Origin of the sequence: Arthrobacter sp. M2012083, assembly GCF_000281065.1 — a bacterium.
Taxonomy (GTDB): domain Bacteria; phylum Actinomycetota; class Actinomycetes; order Actinomycetales; family Micrococcaceae; genus Arthrobacter.
In genome coordinates, this window is record NZ_AKKK01000003.1 from 24,999 (window position 1) to 43,693 (window position 18,695).

The window sequence follows — 18,695 nt, forward strand, 5'->3', positions numbered from 1 at the left end:
ACGGTAGCTCTTCACGGCAGAGGGGGACAGAAAGAAAAGCATTCACCGCCAGCCGGACGTAAGTCCCGGCGGGTACGCAAGCCGGGTATCGCCGTCGAGCACTATTACGCCGCCGTGGGAGGATTGAAACGTGGCCCATATTGACGTTTCCGGCATTGACTACTTCCTCTCCGACGGCACCCAGCTGCTCAATGGGGTGACTTTCAAGGTCCCCGATGGCACCAAGACGGCACTCATCGGACCCAACGGAACGGGCAAGACCACCCTGTTCAAGATCATTTCCGGCGATCTCACCCCCGACGAGGGCGTGGTGGGCCGTTCCGGGAACATGGGCATCATGCGGCAGTTCGTGGGTCAGGTACGTGACGAATCCACCGTCCGGGATCTCCTGGTTTCTACGGCACAGGCCGGCCTCGCCGCCGCTGCCAAGGCCGTGGAGGACGCCGAGCTGGCCATGATGGAGCACGACGACGAGCCCACGCAGATGAAGTACGCGCAGGCGATCGTGGACTGGGGAGACGCCGGCGGGTACGACGTCGAGACCGTCTGGGATGAAGTCTGCATGGCAGCCCTCGGAATCTCCTTCGACAAGGCACAGTTCCGCCGCGCCTCCACGTTGTCAGGTGGCGAGCAGAAGCGCCTGGTGCTCGAAGCCCTGTTTGCGGGTCCGGATGAGCTCCTGCTCCTCGACGAGCCGGACAACTACCTGGACGTCCCCGGCAAACGTTGGCTGGAGGGGAAGCTCAACGAGTCCAAGAAAACCGTGCTGTTCATCAGCCACGACCGCGAGCTGCTTAACAACGCCGCCGGCCGCATCGTCACGCTCGAACCGGGCATCAACGGTGCCGGCGCATGGATTCATGGCGGCGGGTTCGGATCCTACGTTGAGGCCCGTGCGGACCGTAACGCCCGATTCGAGGAACTCCGCAAGCGCTGGGACGAGGAGCACGTGAAGCTCAAGGAACTCGTCAACATGTACAAGAACAAGGCCGCCTTCCGCTCGGACATGGCTAACCGGTATCAAGCAGCGCAAACCCGCCTGGCCAAGTTCCTCGAAGCCGGCCCGCCCGAGGCCTTGCCCATCGAGCAGAACGTCAAGATGCGCCTCAAGGGTGGACGGACGGCCAAGCGTGCTGTGGTGGCCGAGAAGCTCGAACTGACCGGGCTCATGAAGCCGTTCTCCACCGAGATCTGGTTTGGCGATCGCGTTGGTGTGCTCGGATCCAACGGTTCAGGCAAGAGCCACTTCCTGCGCCTCCTTGCCACCGGCGGCACAGACCCCGAGCGCGAGCACCTGCCGGTGTCCGACGTAGTGATTGCCGAAGTGCCCCACGAGGGCACCGTGAAGCTTGGAGCTCGTATTCGGCCCGGCTTCTTTGCCCAGACGCATGTCCGCCCGGATTTGTTGGGCCGGACGTTGCTGGAGATCCTGCACCGCGGCGATGAGCACCGCTCCGGCCTTCCCCGTGAGGCTGCCGCTGGTGCCTTGGATTCGTACGGTTTGGCTGCCCAGTCCGAGCAGAAGTACGAGTCTTTGTCCGGCGGTCAGCAGGCGCGGTTCCAGATCCTGCTGCTGCAACTCTCCGGCGCCACCCTGTTGCTGCTCGATGAGCCCACGGACAACCTGGACCTGCACTCGGGCGAGGCCCTGGAGCGGGCAATCGATGCTTTCGAAGGCACCGTGCTGGCAGTCACGCACGACCGTTGGTTCGCTAAGTCCTTTGATCGGTTCCTGATCTTCGGCTCGGATGGGAAGGTTTATGAGTCTGAGGAACCCGTCTGGGACGAGAAGCGGGTGGAGCGCGCCCGGTAGTTCCGACGCTCTCTCACACAACAGCCCTTTCTGGCCGACGCTCTTGCAGTTGCTGCAAGAGCGTTTCCCTTTAAGCCATGGGATGTGAGAGAGCGTTGGATGCTCAAATGATCACTCACGGTGATTAAATGAGCAATCCTTGCTACGGTTGAAGCATGGGAACTGCTGACCGCCACCGGCTCATTGGCGAGCTGTTGCGCACGCGCGAAGAAGCCACGGTGGATGAACTCGTCCAAGCCACGGGAGCTTCCGGGGCTACCGTCCGAAGGGACCTCGAGATTCTCGCAGCCAACGGAGTGCTGAAGCGAGTCCACGGTGGCGCCCGCAGCTTGCTCGCACGCGGGGACAACCCCGGCTACGGGCAGCGCGAATTGGAAGACCGGGAAGCCAAGGTCCGAATCGCGTCGGCGGTAGACCAGCTGATCAAGGACCGCGAGCACGTGTGGCTGGACAGCGGATCAACGGCGACGGAGATTGCACGGCGCCTGAGCACCCGGGCACTCACGGTCATGCCCATGTCACTGCATGGCGTCGAGGCGCTGGCAAGCAACAAGGATGGCCACGCTCCGGAACTCATCCTGCCTGGTGGCCGCCTCACTCCTGGGGAACAGTCGTTCAGGGGACCCATGACTGAAGCCAACGTTCGCTCACTGAGGTTCGACACCGCCGTCGTAACTCCCTGCGCGCTGAATCTCAAGGACGGCCTGCTGGCCCACGACCTCGAGGACGCCGCCGTCAAGCGCGCCGGCCTGGAATCTGCAACGAGGGTGTTGGTGGCTGCCTCAACAAGCAAATGGAATGCCAACGCGCTGGCACTCGTTGCAGCCATGGACACCGTGGCAGTCATCGTGACAGACCAGGAACCATCCCCCGAAGACCTTGCCCGGCTCAACAAACTCTCCGTGGAAGTTGTGATTGCATGACCACCAACACCAGAAGCACCACCAACGTCAACGCCGCTGCGGTGGCGACGTTCCTGATCTTCGGCATGAACGGTTTGGTCTTCGCCAGCTGGGCTGCCCGCATCCCTGCCGTGACCGAGGCACTCAGCCTGACGTCCGGCCAGATGGGCACTCTGTTGCTTTGCACGGCCGTCGGGTCTTTGTTGGCGCTTCCATCAGCCGGATGGGTGGTGGGCCGGATCGGTACAGCCAATACGGTCCGGATGGCCGGGATCGTGGCGGGTGCCGCGGGTGCCGCCATTGCCTTCTCTTTGATGGCCGCCTCCGTGCCTGGTACGGCGGTTGCCCTCTTCTTCTTCGGTATCGGTATCGGCCTGTGGGATGTGGCACAGAACATTGAGGGCGCGGACGTCGAGCACCGTCTTAAGCGCACCATCATGCCGCAGTTCCACGCCGCCTTCAGCGGGGGCGCCTTCCTGGGCGCATTGATCGGTGCAGGTCTCTCCCAGCTGGGTGTCGGGTTGCCGGAGCACTTGTTGGTCATCGCGGCCATCGCCGTCGCCTTGGCGCTGACGGTCCCCAAGTACTTCCTGCCGCACGAGGTGGAAGAAATACACGACGGCGGCCTGGCGGCGGAGAAGGGTCCCACTGCTTGGCGGGACGGCAGGACGCTGCTTATCGGCGTCGTGGTCCTTGGTGCCACGCTCACCGAAGGCGCAGGCAACGACTGGATCGCGAAGGCTGCAGTGGACGGGCTTGGCGCTTCGGAATCCACTGGCGCGCTGCTATTCGCGCTCTTCGTCCTGGCCATGACCGTCATGCGCTTCCTGGGCGGCAAGGCGATCGACAAGTTTGGACGAGTGAACGTCCTCCGGGCCAGCATGGCCGCAGCTGCCGTGGGCCTGGCCTTGTTTGTGTTCGCCGGAAACGTGATCCTGGCCGGGGTTGGTGCAGCGCTCTGGGGCATCGGTGCCGCATTGGCCTTCCCCATGGGAATGTCGGCCGCAGCGGACGATCCCAAGCATGCAGCTGCACGCGTGTCAGTGGTTTCCACTATCGGCTACATAGCATTCCTGGCTGGCCCGCCGCTGCTGGGCTACCTGGGCGACCACACTGGAATCCACATGGCCTTGCTGGCCATCGGAGCGCCTATTTTGCTTGCCCTGTTGCTTGCCGGCGTCGCGAAGCCTTTGCCGCGCAAATAGTCTGTCCGTCCGCTTGAGCATTCTCCTTTGTGCATATGTCGCGAAAACGCCACCACATCAGCAGGACAATGCCGGCGGCGAGGCAGGCGCCGCCCAGTACGTCGCTCAGCCAATGGGCCGACAGATAGGTGCGGCTGATCATCATGGCGATGACGCCAATGACTGCTATCAGGGCCATCCACCAACGCCCCATCAGGAGGGAAAGCACCAGCAGGAAAGCAGTTGTCGCAGAGACATGCCCCGAGGGGTATGAACCAGTGTCGGTCAGCACCTTCGCGGCTTCCGGCCTGTCCCGACCCACCACGGCTTTGGCAAGCTGCGTTAGTGCCAGCACAGCGATACCGCTCATGGCGGCGAAGAGCGCCGCCATGGGTCGCTGCCAAACGACGAGCGAAATCGCGAGCACCACATGGAAGGCCAGCATCCCCGCGTAGCCGGCCCAATTGAGGACCACGTTCACGCCATCCCAAAAGGGTGAATGCAGGCTGAAGGCGTAGGCCTGCCAGGTGGTGTCCACGCCGTTGAAAGCCGGCTCGCCTTGTCCGGCCATAATCAGCACCCCGGGAACTGCGAACGCACAGAGCAGGAGTACTCCGGGCGTGACCAGCTGCCAGCTGGGAGGTTGACGCGGATGGAGTACACGAATCATCCATTCATCGTAGCCACGGCAGCTTGGCGGCACCCGCAGGCGTTAGTGTGATGGGATGCGAGGCTTCTTGGGCAAAGGCCCCAAACGGGTTGCGAGATTCGATCATTTCCTGGTCCGGGCTGTGTCGCGGCAGCCCCAAGGAGATCACGATGTGTTCTTCCGCGAACTCTCTGCTGCGGCCACCAAAGGAAAATTGTGGTTCGGTATCGCAGGGATCATGGCTACGTTCCCTGGAAAGCCCCGAAGGGCAGCCCTGCACGGGCTCCTTGCTTTGGGCGTTGCCTCCGGGGTTACCAATCTGGTCTTCAAAACGGCGCTGCCGCGGACCCGCCCACTGCCTGAGCACTTGCCTATCTTCCGTTTTGTTCACCCCCAGCCGGTCAGTTCTTCCATGCCGTCCGGTCATTCCGCGTCCGCGGTGGCCTTCGCAGTAGGCGCCGGTATCGTCTCCCCGACGCTGGGCGCCTTGTTGGCTCCCATCGCCGCGGGCGTCGCCTACTCGCGCGTGCACACGGGTGCCCACTGGCCCTCCGATGTGGTGTTCGGTTCCGCCCTGGGTGCGGGAGCAGCCCTGCTGACCCGCAAGTGGTGGCCAGCTCGACCGCCCGAACCGACTCCCCGGCGGACCCCTGCGGAGGCACCGGCAATTGCCGACGGCGAAGGGCTGAGTATCGCGGTCAACGTCCTGGGTGGTTCCTACTCCCCCGAGACAGCGGAATTGTTGAAAGTCATATTCCCTAAGGCCTATATACGGGAGATTGCCGAGGGCGAGGACGTCGCGGCCGAGATCGATGCGGCGGCAACCCGGCCAGGCACCGCTGCGCTTGGTGTCTGGGGCGGTGACGGAACGGTTGGCACGGCCGCGGCCGCCGCCGTCGAGCATTCACTACCCCTCCTGGTGCTTCCGGGTGGAACCCTCAACCACTTTGCCCGCGACCTCGGCACCAGCTCGATCGACGACGCGATAGCCGCTGTGACCAAAGGACATGCAGCGTCCGTCGACCTGGGACATGTGGTGGTGCAGCGGGGCCTTCCTGAGGCACCGGAAACCTCGGAGTTGGCCATGTTGAACACCGCCAGCGTAGGCGTGTATCCCAACTTGGTGAGGCGGCGGGAGCGGCTCCAGCCTGCCATGGGTAAACCTCTGGCCGGTTTGGTGGCATCACTGCGTACGTTCGGCGTGAACTCCCCCACCACACTCCTGGTGGATGGGGTGAAGCACAAGCTCTGGATTCTCTACCTGGGCCGGGGCAGGTTTTATCCCAGCGACCACGCACCGCTTCGCAGGCCGGTGCTGGACGACGGTGTCTTCGATCTGCGCATGATCACCGCGGACGAGCCGTTCGCCCGGGCGCGATTGCTCTGGGCGGTAGTGACCGGCACCGTTGCCGCCTCCAAAGTCACCCACTTGACGGAGGCCACCACCATCACGGTGGAGGCTATCGGGCAACCATTGGTCCTGGCCGTTGACGGGGAGCCGAAGCCGGGGGTTCGGAGTGCCATCTTCACTGTGAAGCCGCGCGAGCTCACCGTGTATTCGCCGCTGCCGGCGGACTGAAGCAACTGCTTTGAGGGTCATCCGCGAGGACTACCCTGACTGAACCCTGAATCATCCCTGAGACAGGCGATTTACCTCCCCTCCGTGAGTAGCGTTGTAGGTACATTCAAAACTCACTTGCACACACATGTGCTCCGAGGAGGGAACGCTTCCATGATCGAAGCAAAAGGCCTGACCAAGGTCTACGGCGAGAAGACCGCCGTTGGCGGCGTCAGTTTCACTGTCCAAGCCGGACGGGTGACGGGCTTCCTGGGCCCGAACGGTGCCGGCAAGTCAACCACAATGCGCATGATCATGGGACTGGACGCTCCGACGTCGGGCTCTGTAACGGTGAACGGTGAGCCCTTCGCCCAGCACAAGGCGCCGCTGCGAGAGATTGGTGCACTCTTGGACGCCAAGGCTGTCCACACGAGCCGCACTGCCTACAACCACCTTCTCGCCATGGCAGCGACGCACAGCATCCCCAAGAGCCGGGTTCGTGAAGTCATCGAAATGACCGGCCTGGGTGATGTTGCCAAGAAAAAGGTCAAGGGATTCTCACTCGGAATGGGCCAGCGCCTCGGCATTGCCGCCGCACTGCTGGGTGATCCGCAGACCATCATCCTGGACGAGCCGGTCAACGGCCTCGATCCTGAAGGCGTGGTCTGGGTTCGCAACCTCGTCAAGTACCTGGCCTCAGAAGGCCGCACAGTTTTCCTGTCCAGCCACCTCATGAGCGAGATGGCACTGACGGCAGATCACCTGATCGTGATCGGTCGTGGCAGGATCATCGCCGACGCACCCATCGCCGAAATCATCACCGGCAAGGGCCACGCACGTACCCGTGTCCGCACCGATCAGCCGGAACGCCTCATGCAGCTCCTTGCCGGAACCGGTGTTTCCGTGGAGGTCCACGAACGCGAACTGCTGGAGGTTTCAGGCCTGGATCCCCGCGGCATCGCCCGCGCCGCCTTGGACAACCAGGTCATGCTCTACGAGCTGACGCCGCTCCAGGCAAGCCTGGAAGAGGCTTACATGGAACTGACCAAGGACGAGGTCGAATACCACTCGCACATCACCACCGGGGCCTCGGTTCCCGCTCAGGCCGGAGGGAAATAGACATGAGCACCACCACTTTGGACCGCAAGTCCATCCGTAACTCCGTCGGTCCCGGACCGGCGTTCCACCGCGTACTCAATTCCGAATTCATCAAGTTCCGCACGTTGATGTCCACGCTGATTCTCCTGGCCTCCACGGCACTGGTCATGGTGGGCTTCGCAGCCCTCGCGGCATGGGGAACCGGACAGTTCGCCGAGCAAGCCACGCAAGACCCCCAAGCTGCAGCAGCCATCGCGGCCCAGGGCGGAGACCTTGCCGTCACCATTCCCACCTCAGGCATCGCGTTCGCCCAGCTCATTCTCGGCTCCCTGGGCGTATTGCTTATGAGTTCCGAGTTCACCACCGGCATGGCCCGCTCCACCTTTGCTGCCGTACCCAGGCGGCTGTCACCACTCCTGGCCAAGCTCATAGTCGTGGTTGTGAGCGCTTTCCTGTTGACTGCTGTGTCCACCTACATCGCGGGGCTCGTGTCGCTTCCCATTGTTGACAACTACGGCCTCAAGCTTGATCTGGGCAGTTCGCAGTCCATCAAGCTGCTGCTGGTCAACAGCATTTATGTTGCCGCCGTAGCTGCTATTGGCATGGCCTTGGGAACGATCATCCGCAACTCCGCAGGTGGCATTATGAGCCTGGTGGGTATCTTCTTTGTCCTGCCTATTGCTTTCCAGCTCATCCCCGGCGACTTCTTCAAGGAAGCCAGCAAGTACCTGCCCACCAACACGCTTAACCCAATGACCGCCGTCGAGCATGTCCCGGACACGCTGGAAGCGTGGCAGGCTGCGCTGGTCTTGGGCGCCTGGGTGGTTGTACCGGTGGCCCTGGCCATGATCCTTCTCAAGAAGCGGGACGTCTAGGACGGGTTGCCGTCTAGGCTCAATTCATGATTGAAGCACCACAGGTGAGGGACGCGTCAGCCACCACAGCTGACGCGTCCTTCGCTGAAATTGCCCAGCGCCGCAGGGGCCGGATCCGGCGCTACTTCTACAAGCGGCCCCGTGCCATGGATGCCGTGGTGATCCTTTGCTACGTTCTGTTGGCGTTGCCCACCATCATTACCTCGATCATCGATGGCAAGTGGCTCGTGGTGGCAATCCTGCTGCTGATCGCCATCGCGCTGATCTTCAGGCGGCAGTTTCCGCTTCAGGTGGTGCTCGCCGTCGCGCTTCTGGAAATTGCCGCCACCATCCTGAACCCCTGGGGATCGAACGTTTCTGCGGGTCTTTGGTTTGCACTCTATGCAGTGGCGTCCCTAAGGAAGCGTGCGCTGACGCTGGTGGTCTTTGCCGCAGCCAGCCTGCCCCTGAGCCTTCTCTACTTGTTCATGTGGACGAGTCCCAGCGAGATGGACAACCTGCAGGACGTCCCTGAAAACTTCCACCTCATCAACAACATCGCCACTGCCGTAACCATCATGCTCTCCAACCTCCTGGCCACGGGCATAGGCATTTCGGTACGGCAGCGCAGGGAACATGAAGCGGAAATCGCGGCGTGGGCCGCGCGGACAACGCAGCTCGGCAAGGTCACCGAGCGCAACAGGATCGCCCGCGAAATGCACGATGTCGTGGCGCACTCGCTGACAGTGATGATCAGCCTCTCGGATGGGGCTGCCGTAGTGGTCAAGAAGGACCCGGAGCGGGCCGGCGACGTCCTCGGCGAACTGTCCCGCACGGGCAGGGCCGCGCTGGCCGATATGCGCAGGGTACTCGGGGTTCTGCGGGATGACTCCGGGCGACCGGCACCGCTGACGCCCCTTGAATCAGGGCAGAACCTGGCCAAACTCTTGGACGGTTTCCGCACCGCCGGACTGCCGCTGCACTACGCCCATACGGGTCCGGGCCTCCCGGCCGACCCCGCCTTTGAACTGACCGTCTACAGGATCGTGCAGGAGTCGCTGACCAACGTCCTGCGGTACGGACGTTCGCTGAGCCGCGTTGACGTGCACGTGGCCCGCGACGGCGATTTGGTCACCATTGACGTGCTCGACGACGGCCGCGGAACCCGCGAGGGCAGCAACGAATCCGTGGGCAGCCTGGGGACCGGGCAGGGCATTGCGGGAATGAATGAACGTGCCGGAATCTATGCTGGAATCGTTACTGCCGGTCCAGGAAAAAGGGGAGGTTGGGCAGTCCATGCCGAGCTCCGCTGGAACGGCGAAAAGGGGGAATCATGACCGAAGACAACATCAAAGTGCTGCTGGTGGACGATCAACCACTGCTGCGGATGGGCTTCCGGCTCATTCTTGAAGGCCAGGAAGACTTCCACGTTGTGGGCGAGGCTTCCGATGGGATTGAGGCCGTGCGCCAGGTGGAGGCCCTGCAACCGGACGTCGTGCTGATGGACGTACGCATGCCCGGCATGGATGGCATTGAAGCAACGCGTCGGATCTCGGATTCAGGCTCCGATGCACGGGTCATCATCCTGACCACTTTCGACCTTGATGAGTACGCCTTCACCGGGCTACAAGCCGGGGCCTCCGCTTTCCTGCTCAAGGATGTTGCTCCCGCTGAGCTGGTCCACGCAGTGCGACTGGTGGCCAGTGGCGATGCAGTGGTGGCGCCGCGTGTCACCCAACGGCTGCTGGAAACGTACGTTCGCGGCGCCGTCGTGCCCGGTCATTCACCGAGTCCGCACCGCGATCCGCTCTTGGACGAGCTCACGCCACGGGAAACGGAAATCCTCACCACTATCGCGGAGGGCCTCTCAAACGCTGAGATCGCCCACAAGTTCTTCCTATCCGAGGCCACAGTGAAGACCCACGTCCGCCGGATCCTGAGCAAGCTGCAGCTCCGGGACCGGGTGCAGGTTGTGGTCTACGCCTACGAAACCGGGCTCGTGGTGCCGAGCAACCCGGACTACTGACACTCAGTCTGCCCTCCGAATAGCTTGCTACCAAGCGGGCCGAAGGAGTAGCGGCAACCCCAACCTAGCGTGCGTTATATACATTCATAAATGCATTTAACGATCATTCAGGCTCGATTCTGTGTTACCTTCGTCACTACAAGCGCCGCTTCGGCTCCGTACACCGAACGTCTCGGCGCGCCGTTCGCACCTGTCACTTAACGGAGACAAGACATGGAATCTTCTACACCCCTGAAACTGGACTATCCATCCGATCCCCTTCCGGCCCCGGTGGAAACCGGCCTGCGCCGGTCAATGGGACCACGGCACCTGATCATGATCGCAATGGGAGGCGTCATTGGCTCAGGCCTGTTCCTGAGCTCCGGTTACACGATCTCCCAAGCAGGCCCCCTGGGCGCAGTCATTGCCTATCTTGTGGGAGCCTTTGTGGTCTACCTGGTGATGGCCTGCCTTGGAGAGTTGGCCGTTGCTTACCCGGTCTCCGGCGCCTTCCACATTTACGCTTCACGTTCCATCGGTCCGGCAACAGGCTTCGCCACCGCTTGGCTTTACTGGCTCTGCTGGGCCGTGGCAATCGGATCTGAGTTCACAGCCTCCGGATTGCTCATGCAGCGTTGGTTTCCAGACGTTGAGGTCTGGGTGTGGTGCCTCGTCTTCGCTGCGATGCTGTTCGGGTTCAACGCCTTTTCCTCCAAGTTCTTTGGAGAATCCGAATTCTGGTTCTCGATCGTCAAGGTGGGGGCCATCATTGCCCTGATCGTCTTCGGCGGGGCTGCCCTGTTCGGCTTCCACCCATTGTCGGAGTCCAACAACCACCCGTTCCTCTTGGAAAACTTCAACACCTCGGGTGGTCTATTCCCCAACGGCTTTACCGGCGTCCTGGTTACTGCCCTGGCCGTCTTCTATGCCTTTTCCGGCTCGGAACTCATCGGCGTAGCGGCCGGGGAAACCAAGGATCCAGCCAAGAACATCCCCAAAGCGATGCGCAGCACCGTCATCCGCCTCCTGATCTTCTTTGTGGGCGCCATTGCAGTTATCGCGGCTACTGTGCCCTTCGACCAGGTAGGTCTGGACGAGAGCCCTTTCGTCACGGTCTTTTCCTCCGTTGGTATCCCCTTCGCAGCGGACATCATGAACTTTGTCATCATTACCGCGCTTTTGTCCGCCGGGAACAGCGGTCTGTTCTCCTGCGCGCGCATGCTCTATTCGCTGGCAGATGAAGGACATGCTCCTAAGGCCCTCAAGAGGCTGACTCGACGTGGAATACCCCTTATTGCCCTTTCAGTCAGCATGGTGGGCGGGATGGCATCGCTGGTCAGCAGTGTGGCTGCACCGGAGACCGTCTACCTGGCCCTTGTTTCCATCGCCGGCTTCGCCGTGGTTGGCGTATGGATGTCCATTACCGCATCCCATTTCTTCCACCGCAGGGCTTTTGTCCGCAATGGTGGGCGCGTGGTGGATTTGGCTTATAAGGCCCCGCTTTTTCCCCTGGTGCCCATCTTGGCCTTTATGCTCTGCCTGGTGTCTTTGGTGGGTATAGCTTTTGACCCTTCCCAGATTGCCGCCCTGTACTTCGGTGTTCCCTTCGTGGCCGCCTGCTACCTGTTCTTCCACTTCCGGTACGGCCGGAAGTCCAGGGCAAAGCGGCCCGCTTGATCTGACTCCTTCACCAAAGCTTCGCGGCCGGGCGAGTTGTCCGGCCGCGAAGCGTGTTTGCTGGCAAGCCGCAATGACCTTGCGCTAACGCGCGCGTGTGAGAATTGCGTGAACGCTTGGTGGAAGGAGCGGTTTCGTGGATGTGTCACCAGAAGCGTCGTCATTGGCGCAGGGCCTTCGTCTTGTTCGCTTGGTAACGGACCGCGAGAAGCAGGGCCGCCAACTCTTGGGAGTGTCGCAGCTGGCGGCGGAGCTGGACATGGAGCAGAGCCGGGTGTCCCGGTTGGCTCAGGAGCTGTGTGAGCTGGGACTGCTCGATCGCGTAGACCGCGGTCCGTTTCGGACAGGACCGCGGTTCTTCAGTCTCGCTGCCGCCCTCAATACCGGTTGGGTTCTTCAGTCACGTGCTGAGCTGGAGGAGCTGGTGTCTGCTTTCGATTTGAGGGCCCGGCTCTCGGTGCGCGACGGCGTCAGGGTTCTCTTGTTGCGTTCGTCCACCAATAACTCGGTGCTGGGTGGGTTCGCAAAGCCCGGCATGGTTACCCCGGTATGGTGCACGGGTTCAGGGCGCGCATTGCTGTGGGATCACTCAGCCGCCGAGTTGGAGTCCTTGCTCAGCGAGGTCAATTTCATTGGTGTCGGAGGTCCGGCTGCAGCGCATTCGGCAGCGGAGGTCGCAGGACTCATGGAACGCGATCGACCCCAGGGTTTTGTGCTGGCCGCCGAAGAGTTTGAACACGGAGTATGGGAGTTGGCTGTCCCTGTCCGCGAAACGGGCGGCCGAATTGCGGCGGCCCTCAGCGTCCTGGGAAGCCGGTCAAGCCTTGAGGCGGCCGCTCCGGAGATTGCTGCGGTTCTCCAGGCCGCTTCAATGAGGCTGGGTGCGGGGGCAGAGCTCGCTGTTCAAGGTTGAATGAGGGGCGACACCCGCCCGCCCACCTGGACCTCAAGCCACTCACGCCACGAGCCGAGCGCTATGGCGAATGCCTCCCGTTGGGGTTCGATGCGTGCTTTGGGCCCAACGATCTGCAGCGCTGCTGCAACGTCCCCCTTGAAGTCCCTGATCGGGGCGGCCAGTGAATAAAGTCCTGGCTCGGCTTCCTCATCAACAATCGAGTAGCCCCGGGTGCGCGCTTTGTTGAGCCGTTTCAGGAAGTCGTCGACGGATACCGGCGTATTGGGCCCGTGCTTGACGAACTCCACCTCATCAAAGATCTTCCGTATCTCAGCGTCGTCGGCATCCCAAAGGAGTGCTTGGCCGGCGTCACTGCAGTAGGCGGGGTAGGGGCGGCCAAGCCATGAACCCACCAGATTGGCACTGTCCGGAACTTGCTCGCCGATGGTAACCGTGCTGTTTCCGCTGAGCACGCCCAGAAAGCAGGCCTCGTTGGTTTCGGACGCCAGGCCCTCCAACGCAGTGAGCCCGTCAGTTTTCAACCGTTGCTCAGTCACCAATTGAGCGTCCGTCAGGATGGACCAGTCCAAGCTGTATTCCCGCTGGCCAGTACGCCTGAGGAAGCCTTCCTGCTGTGCACCTTTAAGGCTCCGCGACACTTGGCTACGGTCCCTGCCCAGGCGGGCTGCGATGTCAGCCACCGTGCCGCCGTCGAATCCCTCGGCATGGCGTGCCCCCACTGCAAGGAGGGCCATCATTCCACGGCCCATGCTGGAGGTCTTTGACATGGATCGATTCTAGCCACCCGGCTAAGGCATGAGTGAAAGTGACGGACAGGTTTAGTGGATGGAGAAGACCCTGGCCGGGAAGCCGCTTCCCTCAAGCGGCTTTGCCCACGTTGCGATGAGAACGGCCCCCGCCTCAGGAACCTGATCCAGGTTGGCCAGTAGTTCGATCTGCCACTTGTCCTTGGCGAGGACGTAAGTTTCCAAGCTGAAATCCTGACGGGAGGTGGCCATGCCAGGGTCGGTGTCAGTTTGTTCATGGCCGACGGCGGTGACTTGGCACTCTTCTAACAGGTACTCCAGGACGTCCCGGGACCACCCGGGAGTATGGCTTATTCCCGCGTCGTCGACGTTCGCCATGGCCGCGGTGTCCGGCCAGCGGCGGCTCCATCCCGTGCGCAGGGCTACGAATGCACCTGCCGGGATGGCGCCGTTACGCGCTTCCCACTGGCGGATATCCTCCATGGTCGGCGTGGCGTCCGGATCTGCCAGGACCCGGTTGGTGATGTCCAAGACCACCAACGGCAACACCATGTCCTCGACGGGAAGCTGATCGAGCGTTCTCCCTCCACGGACAAAATGCGACGGCGGATCCACGTGGGTGCCCCATTGGCCCACGATCGAATACCTGTGGGCAGTGAACCCATCGCCCTTTTCCACATCGAAGAGGGTCTCCCTGGACTCGTCCGGGAATGCCGGAAAGTGGGGCTGGCCCGGATGAAAGGCATGGGTCAGGTCCGTGAAAGTTCTGTTGAGGAGAAGTGGCGCCAAGTCCTGCCATAGCGGGGCGCTCATGATGCCAACCGCGTTTCGACCTGAACGGCGCTGCTGGAGACGCTCAGTGGTCCCGAGACTTCGATGACGGGAACTTCCCACGGGTGGATGTCGACTATTCGTTGAACGAGTGCTTGGACAGCGGACTCATCCAGGGAGTCGTCAAAGTAGGTGGTGAACACGAACGTGGGTGAGATCGTGCGCTGGCCTACGGTGCCAAGCGTGGGGTTGGCGCCTTCGGCCACGGTGAAACCTTCGAAGCCTGCGGAAGACTCGAAAACGTGGTGATAGTTACCGAAGCCGCCCAGTTCGGGTGTGGCCTCTAGTTCATCCAGCAGGGATGTGATGCCTACATCCGTGTTCAATGCCTGGAGGTCGCCGCCTGCCAGTTGCGTCATCGTGTCCGCTGCAATGGGCCAGTGAATGCGGAGCTTGCGCACCGCTTTGAGTTCGATGTTCATGGGGGAGCCTTCCGTCAGTGGGTCTTCGAGATATCGTGCCACGAGGTGATGAGCATTACAAGCATATTGAAATGTTCATATTGCACATAGTGCCCGCATTTTCACAGTCACAGCACAGTTTCCCCATGTACAACCCATAGGCGCGGCGCGTTTGATGGATGCATGAATACTCCTCACCCCAACCATGATCGGGGTCTTGAATTCGATCTCTCCACGCTCCTGAGTCGACGTCGCAGTTTGGGGGTTCTCCTGGGTGCCGGAACGGCCGCAGCCCTCGCGGCCTGTACGCCGGGTACGGCAGGCGGCAGTGCATCGCCGTCGAGCACGGCCACAAATACCGCTTCGGCAGCAGAAGGCACGACGGCGGCCGCGTCGCCTTCCGCTACGAGCACCGTGACCCGTGCCTTCGCGGAATGCGGAGTGGAGATCCCGGAGGAGACTCTTGGGCCCTACCCGGGCGACGGTTCCAACGGACCCAACGTGCTGGAAGCGTCCGGAGTGGTCCGTCGCGATATCAGGTCCAGCTTTGGCACCTCCACCACCAAGGCCGAGGGCGTGCCGCTGACAGTGACCTTGACGCTCCTGGACAACGCGAATGGTTGCGCTCCTCTGGCCGGTGCCGCCGTGTATGCCTGGCACTGCGACAAAGACGGGAAGTACTCGCTTTACGATTCGGGCCTCGAGAATGAGAACTACCTTCGTGGCGTCCAGGAAGCCGACGCCAACGGGCAACTCACCTTCAGCACCATCTACCCGGGTGCCTATAACGGCCGCTGGCCCCATATTCACTTTGAGGTATTTGAGTCCATGAGCAACACAACGGCTGGCGGACAGGTGCTCGCGGTCTCTCAAATCGCCCTCACTGAGACGGCGTGCAAGGCGGTCTACGCAAGTTTCGGCTATGAGTCCAGTGCCCGAAATTTCCCGAATACCACCCTGACCTCGGATAACGTCTTTGGCGACGATGGCGGAATATACCAGCTGGCGACTATGTCCGGTTCAGTCGCGGGCGGTTATACGGCCGCGCTGAACGTCACCGTCTGAACCGCCCAGCAACCAAAGCGGGGCTAGACTCGGGGGCATGCCTTCGAATGCCACCGCAGCAGTTGACCACATCAAGGACCTGGGCGAGTACGTATCGGCGTCTCCGTCGAGCTTCCACGCGGTGCACGAGGCGGCGCGGCGGCTGGACGCCGCAGGCTTCACCGCGTTGGATGAATTGCAGCCCTGGGACGGCGGAGCAGGCAAGTTCCATATCATCCGCGATGGTGCGCTCATTGCGTGGGTGACCCCCGGAAACGCAGGCCCAACCACTGGTTTCAATATCCTGGGTGCGCATACCGACTCGCCGTCATTCAAACTCAAGCCGAAGCCAACCACCGGTAAATTCGGCTGGCTACAAGCGGGGGTAGAGGTATACGGCGGCCCCTTGCTCAATTCCTGGCTGGACCGTGAATTGCAGTTGGCCGGCCGATTGGTGCTGCGTGACGGCAGTCAGCACTTGACCGCGACGGGTCCACTCCTTCGCTTCCCGCAGCTTGCCATTCACTTGGACCGCGGGGTCAACGACAACGGGCTGCACCTATCCAAGCAGCAGCATATGAACCCCATCTTCGGCCAGGGGGACCCTGCCGGAGAGGACCTCTTGGGACTGCTCGCCTCACGTGTGGAAGGCATCACCGTTGATGCTGCGGACATCGGTGGTTACGACGTCGTAGTGGCGGACACGCAGGCGCCGGCAGTTTTCGGGGCCAAGGGTGAGTTCTTTGCCTCCGGCCGCTTGGACAACCTTTCATCCACACACGCGGGCCTGGTCGCGTTGATAGCGCACGCCTCTACTGCGCCCACGACCGGTCCGATCGCCGTCCTGGCTGCGTTCGATCATGAGGAGATCGGCTCCAACTCGCGCTCCGGTGCCTGCGGACCCATCCTCGAGGACGTTTTGGTGCGCATCTCCGACGGACTGGGGGCCTCAGCGAGCCAAAGGCGGCAGGCCATAGCGGCGTCGTTCTGTGTTTCGGCGGACGCCGGCCACGCTGTCCACCCGAACTACGCGGAGAAGCACGATCCCGCGAACAGGCCGGTGCTGAACGGGGGTCCGCTGCTCAAGATCAATGCCAACCAGCGCTACGCCACGGATGCTACGGGCGCGGCTTTGTGGGCCCGGCTCTGTGATGAGTCCGGCGTTCCGTATCAAGAGTACGTTTCCAACAACGACCTCCCGTGTGGTTCCACCATCGGGCCCCTGACTGCTACCCGCCTCGGCATCCGAACGGTGGACGTGGGTATCCCGCTCTTGTCCATGCACTCCGCGCGCGAGCTGTGTGGCGTGGAGGACGCGAAGAGTCTGGCGACTGTAGCTGAGCTGTTCTTCCGAACACCGGCCTAGCCAGAGCCTCAAGCAGTCATTTCAGGGGTATTACAAAAGTTTCCTATAGGAAACTTTGGATTCCTCAAGGTTTACATTTTGTGCGCCCATCTCTTTTCATCCCGCGCAATTTGTTCAGCTGCACAGGATGCGCGTCGGGGTAGGAGGTTAACGTGAATTAGTCATGTGGCCCGTGGCACACCACTGCGGCCAACCTCAAAACCTAAAAGGACGGCGCCGATCCATGCACGCTGACCAACAGCTTTCAAAGTCCCTAAAACCAAGACACTTGTCCATGATCGCCATCGCCGGCGTCATCGGGGCAGGCCTGTTCGTTGGGTCCGGGGCCGCTATCCAGCAGGCGGGACCGGGCATCCTGGTGGCCTACCTTGCTGCCGGCCTCGTGGTCATCCTCGTCATGCGCATGCTTGGTGAAATGGCCGCAGCCAACCCTGAGACCGGTTCGTTCTCCACCTATGCTGACAAGGCGTTGGGCCGTTGGGCCGGGTTCAGCATTGGCTGGCTCTACGCTTGGTTCTGGATTATCGTGCTCGGCATCGAAGCCACTGCCGGTGCGGCCATCATGCATCGCTGGGTGCCGGGTGTTGACCAATGGGTCTGGGCACTCATTCTCATGGTGCTCCTCACGCTGACCAACCTCGGCTCGGTGAAGTCCTACGGCGAGTTCGAATTCTGGTTCGCGTCCATCAAGGTAGCGGCAATCGTCATCTTCCTGCTTGCCGGAATCGTCGCCATCCTCGGCTTCATGCCGGGCGTCTCAGCGCCGGGCGTAGCCAATCTGCTGGAGCAGGGCGGCTTCATGCCCAACGGTCCCGGCGCAGTCCTAGCGGGCATCCTCGTGGTGGTTTTCTCCTTCTTCGGCGCGGAGATCGCAACCATTGCTGCCGGTGAATCAGAGAACCCGGTGGACGCCGTCAAGAAGGCCGTGAAGTCCACTGTGTGGCGCATCCTGATCTTCTACATCGGCTCCATTGCCATCGTGGTGACCTTGCTGCCTTGGAATGACGCCTCCGTCGCCAAGAGCCCGTACGTTGCAGTCATCGAGCTCTACGGAATCCCGGGCGCCGGCACCATCATGGACATTGTTGTCCTCACCTCGGTGCTCTCCTGCTTGAACTCGGGCCTGTACACCGCCAGCCGCATGCTGTTCTCGCTCTCGCAGCGCGGCGACGCGCCCAAGTCCTGGATGAAGATCTCCAAGCGTGGCGTGCCCGCCGCGGCAGTGCTCGCTTCCACCGTGGTGGGATTCCTCACCGTCGGCGCGAACTACATTGCCCCGAACTCGGTGTTCCTGTTCCTCGTGAATACCTCGGGTGCCATCGCATTGTTTGTCTGGTTGGTCATCGCAACCTCGCAGCTCATTCTGCGCAGGCGAATGGGCGCGGCAGCCAAGGATCTCGACCTCAAGATGTGGTTCTTCCCGTACCTCACGTGGATCGCGATTGGCGCCATCGTGGCACTCATCATCGGTATGGTCATCATCGAATCCACCCGTGAATCGCTGTTCCTGTCGCTGGCCTTGGCTGCGGTTGTAGTGGGCATCGGCGTGCTTCGCTACCGCAATAAAGGCAACACGCCCGCCACTCCGGTGCTTGGCGGGGAAGCCGAGCGCGCCAAGATCGGTTCCTGACCGCCGTCGCTTGTTCTGCAG

Annotated in this window: 17 protein-coding genes; 13 read left to right on the plus strand and 4 right to left on the minus strand. The window is 61.8% G+C overall.

Annotated features, from left to right (window positions below; translation table 11 throughout):
- The first annotated feature begins 130 nt into the window (after positions 1 to 130).
- The 3 genes from A477_RS0101360 to A477_RS0101370 all read left to right on the plus strand — a co-directional run bounded on the left by A477_RS0101360 (position 131) and on the right by A477_RS0101370 (position 3,920).
- On the plus strand, positions 131 to 1,813 hold the full coding sequence (locus tag A477_RS0101360) for an ABC-F family ATP-binding cassette domain-containing protein (RefSeq protein WP_017197254.1): 1,683 nt from the start codon (positions 131 to 133) through the stop codon (positions 1,811 to 1,813).
- A gap of 155 nt (positions 1,814 to 1,968) precedes the next feature.
- Positions 1,969 to 2,736: a DeoR/GlpR family DNA-binding transcription regulator gene (locus A477_RS0101365; protein ID WP_017197255.1), complete on the plus strand. Its 768-nt coding sequence runs from the start codon at positions 1,969 to 1,971 to the stop codon at positions 2,734 to 2,736.
- On the plus strand, positions 2,733 to 3,920 hold the full coding sequence (locus A477_RS0101370) for an MFS transporter (protein ID WP_017197256.1): 1,188 nt from the start codon (positions 2,733 to 2,735) through the stop codon (positions 3,918 to 3,920). Before A477_RS0101365 ends, A477_RS0101370 begins: the two co-directional genes overlap by 4 nt.
- Here the strand turns inward: A477_RS0101370 and A477_RS0101375 are convergent.
- Positions 3,865 to 4,569: a phosphatase PAP2 family protein gene (locus A477_RS0101375; protein WP_017197257.1), complete on the minus strand. Its 705-nt coding sequence runs from the start codon at positions 4,567 to 4,569 to the stop codon at positions 3,865 to 3,867. The two genes, A477_RS0101370 and A477_RS0101375, sit on opposite strands and share 56 nt — an antisense overlap.
- Positions 4,570 to 4,624: 55 nt before the next feature.
- Here A477_RS0101375 and A477_RS0101380 point away from each other — a divergent pair, with 55 nt between their 5' ends.
- The 7 genes from A477_RS0101380 to A477_RS0101410 all read left to right on the plus strand — a co-directional run bounded on the left by A477_RS0101380 (position 4,625) and on the right by A477_RS0101410 (position 12,653).
- Positions 4,625 to 6,127: a bifunctional phosphatase PAP2/diacylglycerol kinase family protein gene (locus A477_RS0101380; protein WP_017197258.1), complete on the plus strand. Its 1,503-nt coding sequence runs from the start codon at positions 4,625 to 4,627 to the stop codon at positions 6,125 to 6,127.
- A 153-nt stretch (positions 6,128 to 6,280) separates the two neighbouring features.
- Positions 6,281 to 7,225 carry an ABC transporter ATP-binding protein gene (locus A477_RS0101385; protein ID WP_017197259.1) on the plus strand — a complete coding sequence of 315 codons (945 nt, stop codon included), beginning with the start codon at positions 6,281 to 6,283 and terminating at the stop codon, positions 7,223 to 7,225.
- Between the two features lie 2 nt (positions 7,226 to 7,227).
- Positions 7,228 to 8,079, plus strand: a complete 852-nt coding sequence (locus tag A477_RS0101390; protein ID WP_017197260.1) for an ABC-2 transporter permease — start codon at positions 7,228 to 7,230, stop codon at positions 8,077 to 8,079.
- Positions 8,080 to 8,105: 26 nt separating this feature from the next.
- Entirely contained in the window at positions 8,106 to 9,395 is a 1,290-nt protein-coding gene (locus tag A477_RS0101395; RefSeq protein WP_017197261.1) for a sensor histidine kinase, read from the plus strand.
- Complete coding sequence (locus A477_RS0101400; RefSeq protein WP_017197262.1) at positions 9,392 to 10,084, plus strand: response regulator; 693 nt, start codon at positions 9,392 to 9,394, stop codon at positions 10,082 to 10,084. The genes A477_RS0101395 and A477_RS0101400 overlap by 4 nt, the downstream gene beginning before the upstream one ends.
- A gap of 213 nt (positions 10,085 to 10,297) precedes the next feature.
- Entirely contained in the window at positions 10,298 to 11,740 is a 1,443-nt protein-coding gene (locus tag A477_RS0101405) for an amino acid permease (protein ID WP_017197263.1), read from the plus strand.
- Between the two features lie 136 nt (positions 11,741 to 11,876).
- Positions 11,877 to 12,653, plus strand: a complete 777-nt coding sequence (locus tag A477_RS0101410; protein ID WP_017197264.1) for an IclR family transcriptional regulator — start codon at positions 11,877 to 11,879, stop codon at positions 12,651 to 12,653.
- Here the strand turns inward: A477_RS0101410 and A477_RS0101415 are convergent.
- From A477_RS0101415 to A477_RS0101425, 3 genes are read right to left on the minus strand one after another with little or no spacing between them, the layout of a single operon-like run.
- Positions 12,644 to 13,423 (minus strand): IclR family transcriptional regulator, encoded by a 780-nt coding sequence (locus A477_RS0101415; protein ID WP_017197265.1) that lies wholly within the window; start codon positions 13,421 to 13,423, stop codon positions 12,644 to 12,646. The two genes, A477_RS0101410 and A477_RS0101415, sit on opposite strands and share 10 nt — an antisense overlap.
- A gap of 51 nt (positions 13,424 to 13,474) precedes the next feature.
- Entirely contained in the window at positions 13,475 to 14,215 is a 741-nt protein-coding gene (locus A477_RS0101420) for a cyclase family protein (RefSeq protein ID WP_017197266.1), read from the minus strand.
- Positions 14,212 to 14,655, minus strand: coding sequence for a hypothetical protein (locus A477_RS0101425; protein ID WP_017197267.1), 444 nt, complete (start codon positions 14,653 to 14,655; stop codon positions 14,212 to 14,214). Before A477_RS0101425 ends, A477_RS0101420 begins: the two co-directional genes overlap by 4 nt.
- A 162-nt stretch (positions 14,656 to 14,817) precedes the next feature.
- Here A477_RS0101425 and A477_RS0101430 point away from each other — a divergent pair, with 162 nt between their 5' ends.
- From A477_RS0101430 to A477_RS0101440, 3 genes are all read left to right on the plus strand, one after another.
- The gene (locus tag A477_RS0101430) at positions 14,818 to 15,699 is read left to right on the plus strand and encodes an intradiol ring-cleavage dioxygenase (RefSeq protein ID WP_017197268.1); all 882 of its coding nucleotides are present in this window, start codon (positions 14,818 to 14,820) and stop codon (positions 15,697 to 15,699) included.
- Between the two features lie 37 nt (positions 15,700 to 15,736).
- Entirely contained in the window at positions 15,737 to 17,044 is a 1,308-nt protein-coding gene (locus A477_RS0101435) for a M18 family aminopeptidase (RefSeq protein ID WP_017197269.1), read from the plus strand.
- A gap of 223 nt (positions 17,045 to 17,267) precedes the next feature.
- Positions 17,268 to 18,674, plus strand: coding sequence for an amino acid permease (locus A477_RS0101440; protein ID WP_017197270.1), 1,407 nt, complete (start codon positions 17,268 to 17,270; stop codon positions 18,672 to 18,674).
- The last annotated feature ends 21 nt before the right edge of the window (positions 18,675 to 18,695 follow it).

What these genes read in the sequence shown, in the direction of transcription:
- A477_RS0101365 (WP_017197255.1), top strand. Translation starts at nt 1,969, where the DNA reads ATGGGAACTGCTGACCGCCACCGGCTCATTGGCGAGCTGTTGCGCACG.
- A477_RS0101370 (WP_017197256.1), top strand. Translation starts at nt 2,733, where the DNA reads ATGACCACCAACACCAGAAGCACCACCAACGTCAACGCCGCTGCGGTG.
- A477_RS0101375 (WP_017197257.1), bottom strand. Translation starts at nt 4,569, where the DNA reads ATGATTCGTGTACTCCATCCGCGTCAACCTCCCAGCTGGCAGCTGGTC.
- A477_RS0101380 (WP_017197258.1), top strand. Translation starts at nt 4,625, where the DNA reads ATGCGAGGCTTCTTGGGCAAAGGCCCCAAACGGGTTGCGAGATTCGAT.
- A477_RS0101385 (WP_017197259.1), top strand. Translation starts at nt 6,281, where the DNA reads ATGATCGAAGCAAAAGGCCTGACCAAGGTCTACGGCGAGAAGACCGCC.
- A477_RS0101390 (WP_017197260.1), top strand. Translation starts at nt 7,228, where the DNA reads ATGAGCACCACCACTTTGGACCGCAAGTCCATCCGTAACTCCGTCGGT.
- A477_RS0101395 (WP_017197261.1), top strand. Translation starts at nt 8,106, where the DNA reads ATGATTGAAGCACCACAGGTGAGGGACGCGTCAGCCACCACAGCTGAC.
- A477_RS0101400 (WP_017197262.1), top strand. Translation starts at nt 9,392, where the DNA reads ATGACCGAAGACAACATCAAAGTGCTGCTGGTGGACGATCAACCACTG.
- A477_RS0101405 (WP_017197263.1), top strand. Translation starts at nt 10,298, where the DNA reads ATGGAATCTTCTACACCCCTGAAACTGGACTATCCATCCGATCCCCTT.
- A477_RS0101415 (WP_017197265.1), bottom strand. Translation starts at nt 13,423, where the DNA reads ATGTCAAAGACCTCCAGCATGGGCCGTGGAATGATGGCCCTCCTTGCA.
- A477_RS0101420 (WP_017197266.1), bottom strand. Translation starts at nt 14,215, where the DNA reads ATGAGCGCCCCGCTATGGCAGGACTTGGCGCCACTTCTCCTCAACAGA.
- A477_RS0101425 (WP_017197267.1), bottom strand. Translation starts at nt 14,655, where the DNA reads ATGAACATCGAACTCAAAGCGGTGCGCAAGCTCCGCATTCACTGGCCC.
- A477_RS0101430 (WP_017197268.1), top strand. Translation starts at nt 14,818, where the DNA reads ATGAATACTCCTCACCCCAACCATGATCGGGGTCTTGAATTCGATCTC.
- A477_RS0101435 (WP_017197269.1), top strand. Translation starts at nt 15,737, where the DNA reads ATGCCTTCGAATGCCACCGCAGCAGTTGACCACATCAAGGACCTGGGC.
- A477_RS0101440 (WP_017197270.1), top strand. Translation starts at nt 17,268, where the DNA reads ATGCACGCTGACCAACAGCTTTCAAAGTCCCTAAAACCAAGACACTTG.